Here is an 11585-nt window from a genome sequence, read left to right on the forward strand (position 1 = left end):
GTTCTCCGGCACCGCGCGGAGCGAAGGTGTTCCTCGCATCCGGGCGGAGAGGGCGGCCAGGATCTCCAGGTCGGTGCGGACACCTGCCGGGGGCGGACGGAGCGCCCGGCGGCGCAGCACCCGCCCTTCCAGGTTGGTCATCGTGCCGTCCTCCTCGGCCCACTGGGCGGTGGGCAGCACCACGTCGGCCAACGCCGCCGTTTCGGAGAGCAGGAAGTCGGCGACGACCAGCAGGTCCAGGTCGCGCAGGCGGCCCTCGACCCGGGCGGCGCGGGGTGCGGAGACCACCGGGTTCGAGCCGAACACCAGCAGCGCCCGTGGCCCCTGGTCGGTGCCGAGCGAGTCGAGCAGTTGGTACGCCGGCACGCCCGGCCCGGGCAACTCGTCGGCCGGCACCCCCCAGACCCGCGCGACGTGGGCCCGGGCCTCCAGGTCATCGATCTTGCGATACCCGGGGAGTTGGTCGGCCTTCTGCCCGTGCTCCCGGCCACCCTGCCCGTTGCCCTGCCCGGTCAGACAGCCGTAGCCGGAGCCGGGGCGACCGGGCAGGCCGAGCGCGAGGGCGAGGTTGACGAAGCCGGTGACGGTGTCGACGCCCTTGGCGTGCTGTTCGGCGCCGCGGGCGGTGAGGATGATCGCCCGTTCGGCGGTGCCGAGCGCTCGCGCGGTCTCCTCCAGGTCGGCCACGGGCACTCCGGAGAGCGCTTCGGCGCGCGCGGGCCACCAGCCCGCGACGGTGCGTCGCACGGCGGTGAACCCGGTGGTACGGGTGGCGACGTAGTCACCGTCGACGTACCCCTCGGTCAGGGCGACGTGCAGCAGCGCGTTGGCCACCGCCAGGTCGGTGCCGGGCAGCGGTTGCAGGTGCAGATCGGCCTGCCGGCTGGTGGCGGTCACCCGTGGGTCGACCACGATCAGCTTGCCGCCCCGCTCCCGTTGCTCGGTCAACCAGCGCACCAGCGGCGGCATGGTCTCCGCCGGATTCGCGCCGACCAGCAGCAGGGTGTCCGCCCGACCCAGGTCGGACAGCGGGAACGGCAGCCCCCGGTCCACGCCGAAGGCGCGCATGCCGGCCGCCGCGGCCGAGGACATGCAGAACCGTCCGTTGTAGTCGATGTGCCGGGTGCCCAGCGCCACCCGTGCGAACCGGCCCAACGCGTACGCCTTCTCGTTGGTGAGCCCGCCCCCGCCGAAGACGGCGACCGCGTCGCGGCCGTGCTTCTCCTGCACGTCGCGAAGGCCGGTGGTGATCCGGTCCAGCGCGGCCTCCCAGGTGGCCGGGCGCAGCTCGCCGGTGGCCGGGTCGCGGAGCAGGGGACTGGTCAACCGTTCGGGGTGGCTGAGCAGTTCGGCCGAGGTCCAGCCCTTCTGGCAGAGGCCGCCCCGGTTGGTGGGGAACTGGCGAGGTAGCACGCTTACCGCGTCGTCCTCCTCGCGCAGGACCATCCCGCACTGGAGGGCGCAGTACGGGCAGTGGGTCGCCACCTCCCGGGGCTCGCGCCCCGGTCGCGTCGCCGGCCGTGCACCGTCTGTCATGTCGGCAAAGCGTGCCGTTGGGCAGTTTCCGGTCCGCGTCCCGTTTGTTTCGGTCCTGTCAAGAGCCGCTCACACCGCACCTTGGCAGAGGGCCAGCTCGTACCGTCTACAATGTGGAACGGATATCCTGAAATATGGGAGGGCGTCATGGGTGTGGCCGAGGAGTTCGACGCGGTGGCGGATGGCTACGATGCCGCCCGTCGCAGGCTCGTGCCCTGCTTCGACGCGTTCTACACCACCGCCGTCGAGGTGGCCGCGCCACCGTTGCGCGCCGCCCTGGCGGCCGGGCGTACGCCCGAGGTGCTCGATCTGGGCGCCGGGACCGGCCTGCTGTCGTCGCTGCTCTCCGCCGCCGTGCCCGGCGTGCGACTGACCCTGGTGGACGCCGCGCCGCAGATGCTGGCCGTCGCCGCCGAGCAGTTCACCGGCCGGGGCGTCGCGCACCGGATGGTGGTGGCCGACCTGGCTGAACCGCTGCCCGCCGGGCGGTACGACGCGGTGGTCAGCGCGTTGGCGATCCACCACCTGGACGACTCCGCCAAGCGCGACCTCTACGGCCGGGCGGCTGCGGCACTGGTGCCCGGCGGAGTATTTGTCAACGCCGACCAGGTAGCCGCCCCGACCCCTGAGCTGGACCGGCGCTACCACGAGGTGTGGCTGGCACAGGTCGCGGCGCTCGGCTCCGACGCCGACGAGATCGCCGCAGCCGAGCAACGGATGGCCTACGACCGCCCCGCCCCGGTGGCGGAACAGTGCCGTTGGTTGACCGAGGCGGGCCTGGCGGACGTCGACTGCTTTTTCAAGGCCTGGCGCTTCGCCGTGATCGGTGGTCGGGGATGACTGGAGGTCATACCCACGGGTAGTCTGCCGGTATGACAGCCAAGGTGACTCTGTCGTTCGCCGACGAGACGATCGCGGATGCCCGGCGGTTCGCCAAGCAGGAGGGGCTCTCGCTCTCCGCCTGGATGGACCAGGCAGCCCGGGAGAAGGCGCTGCGCGAGGTCTTCGCCGCGCACGCCGCCGCGGTCGGGCGGGCCGGGCTGGACCTGGAATCCGCCTCGCTGGCCGATGCTCAGGAGGTCGGCATGGTCGACGACCTGCTCTTCGGCGGTCCGCCGCGTGCTGCGTAGGGGCGAGGTCTGGCGGATCGAGGGAGCCCGGGAACGCCTCGGCCTGGTGATCAGCTCCGATGTCTACAACTCGACGGCGGTGCCCATCGTGATCGTGGCCGAGGTGGTGGAGACGGCACTGCTGCGCGACTCACCACTGGCGGTGTCGATGGGGGACCGGGTGGTGATGCCCGACCGGATCTCCTCGCCGATGAAGAAGTGGTTCACCGAGTGCGTGGACGTCGCCGACGCGGAGACGATGCAGCGGGTGGACCGGGCGTTGCGTATCCTTCAGCAGCTCTGAGCCGACGCGCTCCTCACCGCCGCCGTCGGACGGTGGTGCGATCCACGTTGCCGATCCGACCCGAACGGCGAACGCCGCGGTAACGGCGGCTCCCTAACTTCTGCGGCATGACCACCACGAGCGAGCAGCCGACGGTAATCGAAGAGGAGAGCCTGGATCGCCGACCAGGTCGGTGGATCGGGCACTGGGCACCGGAGGATCCCGCCTTCTGGCAACGGACCGGCCGTGGCGTCGCCCGACGCAACCTCATCTGGTCGATCTTCGCCGAGCACATCGGCTTCTCGGTGTGGCTGCTCTGGAGCATCGTCGTCGTCCGGCTCGGCGACTCCGGATGGCAGCTCACCACCAGCCAGGCGCTCTGGTTGACCGCCGTGCCCAGCGGAGTCGGTGCCCTGCTGCGCCTGCCGTACACCTTCGCCGTGCCGGTCTTCGGCGGCCGCAACTGGACCGTCATCTCCGCGTTACTGCTGATCGTGCCCTGCGCCGGACTGGCCTGGGCGGTCGAGCATCCGGAGATCGGCTTCGTGTCGCTGCTGCTGATCGCCGCCACGGCCGGATTCGGTGGCGGCAACTTCGCCTCCAGCATGGCCAACATCTCGTTCTTCTACCCGGAGCGGGAGAAGGGGTGGGCGTTGGGGCTCAATGCCGCCGGCGGCAACATCGGGGTGGCCGTCGTGCAGTTCGTGGTGCCCCAGGTGATCGTGCTGGGCGGCGGGCTCGCACTGGCCCGGGCCGGTCTGATGTACATCCCGCTGGCGGTGATCGCCGCCGTCTGCGCGTACCTGTTCATGGACAACCTGGTCGAGGCGAAGGCCGACGTGCGGCCGGTCTGGTCGTCGCTGCGGCACCGCGACACCTGGATCATGTCGCTGCTGTACATCGGCACCTTCGGCTCGTTCATCGGCTACTCGGCGGCCTTTCCCACCCTGCTCAACTCGGTGTTCGGTCGGCCGGACGTCGCGTTGGCCTGGGCGTTCCTCGGTGCGGGGGTGGGCTCGCTCTGCCGGCCGTTCGGTGGCCGCCTCTCCGACGTCGTCGGTGGGGCCCGGGTCACGGTGGCCAGCTTCGTGTTGATGGCGGTCGGTGCCCTGGGCGCGCTCTGGTCGGTCGAGCAGCGCAACATGGGCATGTTCTTCGTGGCCTTCCTGCTGCTCTTCGTGGCCACCGGCGTCGGCAACGGCTCGACCTACCGCATGATCAGCAGGATCTTCCAGATCAAGGGTGAGGAGCGGGGCGGCGCGCCGGAGGTGATGCTGGCGATGCGCCGGCAGGCCGCCGGTGCGCTGGGCATCATCTCCGCGGTCGGCGCCTTCGGCGGATTCCTGGTGCCGATCTGTTACGCCTGGGCCCGGTCGACCTACGGGGGCATCCAGCCGGCGCTGCGCTTCTACGTGGGGTTCTTCCTGGTGCTGCTGGTGGTCACCTGGGCGGCGTACCTGCGGCCCGGCAGTCGGATGGCCCGCGCCGGGGTGTGACGACCGTCATGTGGGAACCCGCAACCCCGCCGACCGGACCCCGTTTTGACCGGCCGGCGGGGCTGCGGGTATCGTTGCCTGCTGTTGTACGACATCTGTGGGCGTGCCGCCTGAGGTACGCTTGGTCGTTCGTGCGCGCTGGTCCGGCTGGGATGTCCCGGTCACCTCGGCGCGCTACCCCAGACCGACGACGAGACAAGGTAGACCTGTGCGTACGTACAGCCCGAAGCCGGGTGAGATCGAGCGTCAGTGGCACGTCATCGACGCCTCTGATGTCGTGCTGGGCCGCCTGGCCACCCACGCCGCCACGCTGCTGCGGGGCAAGCACAAGCCGACTTTCGCGCCGCACGTCGACACGGGCGACTTCGTCGTCGTCGTGAACGCGGGCAAGGTAGCGCTGACCGGCAACAAGCGCCAGCAGAAGATCGCTTACCGGCACTCCGGTTACCCGGGTGGCCTGAAGCAGGTCGGCTACGAGGAGCTGCTGGCCAAGCGCCCCGAGCGGGCCATCGAGCTGGCGGTGAAGGGGATGCTCCCGCACAACAAGCTCGGCCGTCAGCTGATCAAGAAGCTGAAGGTCTACGCCGGTGCCGAGCACCCGCACGGCGCGCAGCAGCCGGTGCCGTTCGAGATCAAGCAGATCGCGCAGTGAGCGCGGGCGAAGGAAGCAGCATGACCGACATCACCGCCACCGAGGTCGCCCCTGAGGCCACCGAGGCGCCGGCGCCCGTCGCGCGCGCGCCTCGTGGTGACCGCCCGATCCAGACCGTGGGTCGGCGCAAGGAGGCCATCGTCCGGGTGCGCATCGTGCCGGGCACCGGCAAGATCACCTGCAACGGGCGTGACCTGGAGGCGTACTTCCCGAGCAAGGTGCACCAGCAGCTGATCAAGGATCCGCTGGTGACCGCCGAGAAGCCCGAGGCGTTCGACGTCATCGCCAACCTGCGTGGCGGTGGCACCACCGGCCAGGCCGGTGCGCTGCGGCTGGCCATCGCTCGGGCGCTGATCGTCAGCGAGCCTGACGACCGCCCGGCCCTGAAGAAGGCCGGCTTCCTGACCCGGGACGCCCGGGTCAAGGAGAGCAAGAAGTACGGCCTCAAGAAGGCCCGTAAGGCTCCCCAGTACTCGAAGCGCTGATCTCCAGCCGCACCTTGTACTTCTGACGGACGGCCGGTTCACCTCCCCTGGACAGGGGCGGTGGGCCGGCCGTTTCGTCGCCTCACGACAAGGCATTTTTCCTCTATCGGCAGTTCATCGGAGGTTGGTGGGTATGGGCCGGTTGTTCGGCACGGACGGCGTACGCGGGCGGGCGAACGCCGATCTCACCCCGGAGTTGGCGCTCTCGGTGGCCGTGGCGGCCGCCCACACCCTCGCCGAGTCGGACCGTGGTCGCGCCCCACTGGCCGTGGTGGGCCGGGACACCCGGGCCAGCGGCGAGATGCTTGAGGCGGCCGTGGTGGCCGGGCTGACCAGCGCGGGTGCGACGGTGATCCGGGTGGGTGTGCTGCCCACTCCGGCGGTAGCTTTCCTCACCGCGGAGGCCAAGGCCGATCTCGGGGTGATGCTGTCGGCCTCGCACAACCCGATGCCGGACAACGGGATCAAGCTGTTCGCGGCCGGCGGGCACAAGCTGCCCGACGAGATCGAGATGCGGATCGAGGCGGCGATCGAGGCCAACGCCACCACCGCCTGGAAGCGCCCGGTCGGCGCGGGGGTGGGCCGGGTGCACGACCTGCTCGACGGCGCGAACCACTACGTGCAGCACGTCGCCGGCACCGCGGCGCACCGCCTCGACGGGATCAAGGTCGTGGTCGACTGTGCCAACGGCGCCGCCGCCGAGGTGGCCCCGGCGGTCTACCGGGAAGCCGGTGCCGAGGTCATCGCGATCAACGCCGAGCCGGACGGGCTCAACATCAACGACGAGTGCGGCTCCAACCACATCGAGGCGCTGCGCCAGGCGGTGGTGGAGCACGGGGCGCAACTCGGCATCGCGCACGACGGCGACGCCGACCGGTGCGTGGCCGTGACCGCCGACGGCGACGAGGTCGACGGCGACCAGGTGATGGCGATCCTGGCGCTGGCCATGCGGGAGGCCGGCACGCTGACCGGGGACACCCTGGTCGCCACCGTGATGAGCAACCTCGGGCTGCGCCTGGCCATGTCCGCGGCGGGCATCCGGCTGGTCGAGACCAAGGTCGGCGACCGGTACGTGCTGGAGGAGCTGCGCGCCTCCGGGCTGGCCCTCGGCGGCGAGCAGAGCGGACACATCGTGATGCCGGCGTACGCGACCACAGGTGACGGTGTCCTCACCGGGCTGCACCTGATGGCCCGGATGGCGGCCACCGGTCGCTCCCTGGCGGACCTCGCCAGCGTGGTCACCAAGCTTCCCCAGGTGCTGATCAACGTGCCGGTCGGTGACCGGACCGTCGGTGCCGCCGCGCCGGCGGTACGCGCCGAGGTCGAGCGGGCCGAGGCTGAGCTGGGCGAGACCGGCCGGGTGCTGCTGCGCCCGTCGGGTACCGAGCCGCTGGTCCGGGTGATGGTCGAGGCGGCCACCGAGCAGACGGCCCGCGAGGTCGCCGAGCGTATCGCCGCCCACGTCCGCACCGCCAGCCCAGCCTGACCTTGACCGCCCGCGGTGATCGGCTCCACCGTGGCCGGACGGCGTCCCCCTACTGTGTAGGGTGCCGTGGGACGATGACCGCCGGCCGCCGTAGGAGCGGACACCACGTATCACGGGGGTGACTGTGTCCCACCCAGGGTCTCCTGGTTCCGTAGGGCAACCCGTCGACAGTGCGGTGGACGAGGCGCCGCCCAGCGCACCGCGGAGCTGGCTCGGGGCCCGCTGGGGCCGGCTGCTCATGATCTTGATTGTCCTGGGGCTGATCATCGGCTCCGTGGCGACACCGTGGTCCGAGGTGACGATCGAGGTACTGGGCAGCAGGGCCGGCTCGCTCCTCTACCAGGACTCGACAGTCGGGCTCAGCGTCACGGATATCGGCGGGTGGGGATGGGCCTATCTGCTCCTGGTTGGGCCGTTGGTGCTGCTGACGGTGGCCTCGGTGGTGTTGCCCGGGTACGCGGGACGGGCCGCCACGGTCGCGGCGGGTGGCGCCCTGCTGGCCATGTCGATGGTCCTGGCCGGTGCCGCTTATCGCCTCTCGTCGACGCCGGACGAGGGCGCCGCCCGCTGGGCTGAGGTGGTGCGCCAGGTGACGCCCGTCCTGGACCGGGACTACGGGGCCATCTGGTTCGGCTACGAAAGCTTCGGACTGATGTTCGCGGTGCTCGTCGTGGCAGCCCTCACCGCGGTGGTGCTGACCAGCTGGTGGCCCGGCTCCGGTCGGATCGTCGCTGCCGCGGCCGGCACCCTGGCGCTGCTCGCCGGCCTCGCGCTGCCCTGGCTGACCGTGTACGGCGCGACCGCGAACGACCTGGACCGGCGCAACGTCTGGTGGCCCACCTTCGGCACGGCGTCGGTGCTCGCCATGGTCGGCACGCTGGCACTCGCCGCCCTGACCTGGTGGGCCGCGCTACGTCGGTCGACCCGAGGCCGGCTGCCCCTGCTGCTCGTCACGGTGCCGGCGGCCTGCGCGCTCGTCCTCGTGCACGACTATCTCGGGCTGGATCCCGAGGAGTGGCAGGACGCGGCCGAGCGTGTCCGCTACCTCGCGGTCGCCGACGACATCCGTTCGGCAGCCGAGCTCGCGCAGCTCGCGCCCGTGCTCTTCCTCGCGGCGATGGTGCTGGCCTGGTCGGCGGCGCGGCGGCGGGCCCGGGCCGCGCGGTCGGCGGTCGGCGCGGCGCCGGTCGACACCGGTACGGCCCACGTGCCGAACTGACGCCGGTCCGGTCACCGGACCTCGGGCAGCCGGCGCAGCCGGGCCACCGCTTCGGCCAGCACCTCCTGACGCTTGCAGAAGGCGAACCGGATCAGCCGCCGGCCGGCCTCGGGATCGTCGTAGAAGACCTGGGTGGGCACCGCCACCACGCCGGACCGTTCGGGCAGCGTACGACAGAAGTCGACGCCGTCGGTGCCGCCGAGGGCGGTGATGTCGGCGGTGACGAAATACGTGCCCTCGGGGGCTAGCACGTCGAACCCGGCGGCGGTCAGCCCGCCGACCAGTTGGTCACGGCGGGCCTGTAGGTCGGCCCGGAAGGTGGTGAAGTAGTCGTCGGGCAGCGCGAGCGCCACCGCCACCGCTGGTTGCAGGGGCCCGGCGTTGACGTAGGTGAGGAACTGTTTGACCCGCAGCAGCGCGGACACCAGCGCCGCCGGCCCGCTGGCCCAGCCCACCTTCCAGCCGGTGCAGGAGAAGGTCTTGCCGGCCGAGGAGATCCGCAGGGTGCGCTCGCGCATCCCGGGCACCGTGGCCAGCGGCACGTGCCCGCTGACGGCGTCGGTGAAGGCCAGGTGTTCGTACACCTCGTCGGTGACCGCGTACGTGTCGTGCTCCTGGCACAGCTGCGCGACCAGGGTCAGCTCGTCCGGGGTGAACACCTTGCCGGTCGGGTTGTGCGGAGAGTTCAGCAGCACCAGCCGGGTACGCGCGCCGAACGCGGCCCGTAGCTCCGCCGGATCGAAGGCGTACCGCCCGTCGGCGTCGGGGCGGAGCGTGACGGGTCGCCGGATCGCACCGGCCAGGGCGATCGAGGCGGCGTACGAGTCGTAGTAGGGCTCGAAGCAGACCACCTCGTCACCGGGTTCGCAGAGGGCGAGGATGGCCGCGGCGATGGCTTCGGTGGCACCGGCGGTCACCACCACCTCGCCGTCCGGGTCGTACTCCAGCCCCCAGAAGCGGCGCTGGTGCGCGGCCACCGCCGCCCGTAGTTCGGGGACGCCGGGGCCGGGCGGGTACTGGTTGCGGCCGGCGGCCAGGGCCTCCGCCGCGGCGGCGAGCATCTCGGGCGGGCCGTCGGTGTCCGGGAAACCCTGCCCGAGGTTCACCGCGCCGGTACGCACCGCGAGGGCGGACATCTCGGCGAAGATCGTCGTCCCGAACGGGCGCATCCGGGCCACCAGCGGGTCGACATCGCTGCTCGTCACGCCCGTCAGGGTACGGGTGCGACGAGCCGAACCGCCCGCCACCCGAGCGCGTGCTTTGTCGCTCCGATCGCCACCATCGCCAGATCGCTCAAATTCAGTGATTGTTTACCCCGGTTTCAAGCAGACAACGTGAGCGAAACTGGTTAGGCTCCGAGCCATGTGTGGAATCGTGGGTTACGCCGGTGCCCGACCGGCGCTCGGCATCGTGCTCGACGGTTTGCGGCGGCTGGAATACCGCGGCTACGACTCGGCCGGCGTCGCCGTCGTCTGCGACGGGGCGCTGTTGACCGAGAAGAAGGCCGGCAAGCTGGCGAACCTGGAGAAGGTGCTCTCCGAGCGGGCGGCCGAGGACCCGGCCGGCTGCGGCGCGAGCCCGATCGGCATCGGCGACGGCACCACCGGCATCGGACACACCCGGTGGGCCACGCACGGCGGTCCCACGGACCGCAACGCCCATCCGCACCTGTCCCCCGACGGGCGGGTAGCGGTGATCCACAACGGCATCATCGAGAACTTCGCCAAGCTCCGTGCCGAGCTGGAGGACGAGGGCGTCACCTTCACCAGCGACACCGACACCGAGTGCGCCGCGCACCTGCTCTCCGCCGCCCTGACCGACCTGCGTGCGGCCGGCCAGCCGGACGGGCCGCAGCTGTTGACCGCGGCCATGCGGGTGGTCTGTCAGCGGCTGGAGGGCGCCTTCACGCTGCTCGCCGTCGACTCGGCGATTCCCGGCGCGGTGGTCGGCGCCCGCCGCAACTCGCCCCTGGTCGTCGGTCGCGGCGACGGGGAGAACTACCTCGCCAGTGACGTCGCCGCGTTCATCGAGCACACCCGGGACGCGGTCGAGCTGGGCCAGGACCAGATCGTGCTGATCACCGCCGAGAGCATCGAGATCACCGACTTCGAGGGTCAGCCGGCCAGCGGCAAGGACTTCCACATCGACTGGGACTCCTCCGCCGCCGAGAAGGGTGGCTACGACTGGTTCATGCTCAAGGAGATCGAGGAGCAGCCGCAGGCGGTCGCCGACACGCTGCTCGGACGGTTGACCGAGACCGGCGAGATCATGCTCGACGAGGTCCGCCTCAGCGACCAGGACCTGCGTGACGTCGACAAGATCTTCATCGTCGCCTGCGGCACCTCCTACCACGCCGGGATGGTGGCCAAGTACGCCATCGAGCACTGGACCCGGATTCCCTGCGAGGTGGAGCTGGCCAGCGAGTTCCGTTACCGCGACCCGGTGCTGGACCGGTCCACCCTGATCGTGGTGATCTCGCAGTCCGGCGAGACCATGGACACCCTGATGGCGCTGCGGCACGCCAAGGACCAGAAGGCCCGGGTGCTGGCCATCTGCAACACCAACGGCTCCACCATCCCCCGGGAGTCCGACGCCGTCCTCTACACCCACGGCGGCCCGGAGATCGCCGTCGCCTCCACCAAGGCGTTCCTCACCCAGGTGATCGCCTGCTACCTAATCGGGTTGCACCTGGCGCAGGTGCGCGGCGTCAAGTACGCCGACGAGGTGGCGGCCGTGGTCGAGCAGCTCCACCGGGTGCCGGACAAGCTGCGCGAGCTGCTCGGGCGGATCGAGCCGGTGCGCGAGCTGGCCCGCGAGCTGCGTACCGAGTCGACCGTGCTGTTCATCGGCCGGCACGTCGGCTACCCGGTGGCGTTGGAGGGCGCGCTGAAGCTCAAGGAGCTGGCGTACATGCACGCCGAGGGCTTCGCCGCGGGTGAGCTGAAGCACGGCCCGATCTCGCTCATCGACAAGGGCACCCCGGTGATCTGCATCGTCCCCTCTCCGGTGGGCCGGGGCATGCTGCACGACAAGGTCGTCTCCAACATCCAGGAGGTACGCGCGCGGGGCGCCCGCACCATCGTCATCGCCGAGGAGGGCGACGAATCGGTGGTCCGTTACGCCGATCACCTGATCCACGTGCCGCGTACGCCGACGCTGCTCGCGCCGCTGGTGACCACCGTGCCGTTGCAGGTGTTCGCGGCCGAGATCGCCGCCGCCCGGGGACACGACGTCGACCAGCCGCGCAACCTGGCCAAGTCCGTCACCGTGGAGTAGCCGACGGCCGGGCAACGGCGGTCGACCCGGCCGCCGGTACCGG

Annotated in this window: 10 protein-coding genes and 1 pseudogene; 9 read left to right on the plus strand and 2 right to left on the minus strand. The window is 71.0% G+C overall.

The window, feature by feature from the left end:
• Positions 1 to 41: 41 nt before the first annotated feature.
• Positions 42 to 1446, minus strand: a pseudogene (locus KBX50_RS33790) (molybdopterin oxidoreductase family protein); the annotation flags it as partial.
• A gap of 237 nt (positions 1447 to 1683) precedes the next feature.
• On the opposite strand from KBX50_RS33790, the gene KBX50_RS10395 reads away from it, so the two are divergent.
• From KBX50_RS10395 to KBX50_RS10430, 8 genes are all read left to right on the plus strand, one after another.
• Positions 1684 to 2376 (plus strand): trans-aconitate 2-methyltransferase, encoded by a 693-nt coding sequence (locus tag KBX50_RS10395; RefSeq protein WP_210936570.1) that lies wholly within the window; start codon positions 1684 to 1686, stop codon positions 2374 to 2376.
• 32 nt (positions 2377 to 2408) lie between these two features.
• Positions 2409 to 2666: a DUF6364 family protein gene (locus KBX50_RS10400; protein ID WP_093411463.1), complete on the plus strand. Its 258-nt coding sequence runs from the start codon at positions 2409 to 2411 to the stop codon at positions 2664 to 2666.
• The gene (locus KBX50_RS10405) at positions 2605 to 2949 is read left to right on the plus strand and encodes a type II toxin-antitoxin system PemK/MazF family toxin (protein ID WP_210936571.1); all 345 of its coding nucleotides are present in this window, start codon (positions 2605 to 2607) and stop codon (positions 2947 to 2949) included. Before KBX50_RS10400 ends, KBX50_RS10405 begins: the two co-directional genes overlap by 62 nt.
• A gap of 107 nt (positions 2950 to 3056) precedes the next feature.
• On the plus strand, positions 3057 to 4424 hold the full coding sequence (locus tag KBX50_RS10410) for a NarK family nitrate/nitrite MFS transporter (protein WP_210936572.1): 1368 nt from the start codon (positions 3057 to 3059) through the stop codon (positions 4422 to 4424).
• Positions 4425 to 4632: 208 nt separating this feature from the next.
• Positions 4633 to 5076 carry a 50S ribosomal protein L13 gene (gene rplM / locus KBX50_RS10415; protein ID WP_093411456.1) on the plus strand — a complete coding sequence of 148 codons (444 nt, stop codon included), beginning with the start codon at positions 4633 to 4635 and terminating at the stop codon, positions 5074 to 5076.
• Positions 5077 to 5096: 20 nt separating this feature from the next.
• A complete protein-coding gene (rpsI, locus tag KBX50_RS10420; protein WP_018784602.1) occupies positions 5097 to 5561 on the plus strand; it encodes a 30S ribosomal protein S9 in 465 nt (154 codons plus the stop codon).
• 133 nt (positions 5562 to 5694) lie between these two features.
• Complete coding sequence (gene glmM, locus KBX50_RS10425) at positions 5695 to 7047, plus strand: phosphoglucosamine mutase (RefSeq protein ID WP_210936573.1); 1353 nt, start codon at positions 5695 to 5697, stop codon at positions 7045 to 7047.
• A gap of 274 nt (positions 7048 to 7321) precedes the next feature.
• The gene (locus KBX50_RS10430; protein WP_210936574.1) at positions 7322 to 8266 is read left to right on the plus strand and encodes a hypothetical protein; all 945 of its coding nucleotides are present in this window, start codon (positions 7322 to 7324) and stop codon (positions 8264 to 8266) included.
• An 11-nt stretch (positions 8267 to 8277) separates the two neighbouring features.
• Here the strand turns inward: KBX50_RS10430 and KBX50_RS10435 are convergent, their stop codons facing one another.
• Positions 8278 to 9471, minus strand: a complete 1194-nt coding sequence (locus tag KBX50_RS10435) for a pyridoxal phosphate-dependent aminotransferase (protein WP_210936575.1) — start codon at positions 9469 to 9471, stop codon at positions 8278 to 8280.
• A gap of 157 nt (positions 9472 to 9628) precedes the next feature.
• Here KBX50_RS10435 and glmS point away from each other — a divergent pair, with 157 nt between their 5' ends.
• Entirely contained in the window at positions 9629 to 11542 is a 1914-nt protein-coding gene (glmS, locus tag KBX50_RS10440; protein ID WP_210936577.1) for a glutamine--fructose-6-phosphate transaminase (isomerizing), read from the plus strand.
• Positions 11543 to 11585: the final 43 nt, after the last annotated feature.

The sequence above is a fragment of the Micromonospora sp. C51 genome, assembly GCF_018070435.1.
GTDB lineage: Bacteria > Actinomycetota > Actinomycetes > Mycobacteriales > Micromonosporaceae > Micromonospora > Micromonospora sediminimaris.

Excerpts from the sequence above, each read along its gene's own strand:
- KBX50_RS10410 (WP_210936572.1), top strand. The coding sequence starts at position 3,057 with ATGACCACCACGAGCGAGCAGCCGACGGTAATCGAAGAGGAGAGCCTG.
- glmS (WP_210936577.1), top strand. The coding sequence starts at position 9,629 with ATGTGTGGAATCGTGGGTTACGCCGGTGCCCGACCGGCGCTCGGCATC.
- KBX50_RS10395 (WP_210936570.1), top strand. The coding sequence starts at position 1,684 with ATGGGTGTGGCCGAGGAGTTCGACGCGGTGGCGGATGGCTACGATGCC.
- rpsI (WP_018784602.1), top strand. The coding sequence starts at position 5,097 with ATGACCGACATCACCGCCACCGAGGTCGCCCCTGAGGCCACCGAGGCG.
- KBX50_RS10400 (WP_093411463.1), top strand. The coding sequence starts at position 2,409 with ATGACAGCCAAGGTGACTCTGTCGTTCGCCGACGAGACGATCGCGGAT.
- glmM (WP_210936573.1), top strand. The coding sequence starts at position 5,695 with ATGGGCCGGTTGTTCGGCACGGACGGCGTACGCGGGCGGGCGAACGCC.
- KBX50_RS10405 (WP_210936571.1), top strand. The coding sequence starts at position 2,605 with ATGCTCAGGAGGTCGGCATGGTCGACGACCTGCTCTTCGGCGGTCCGC.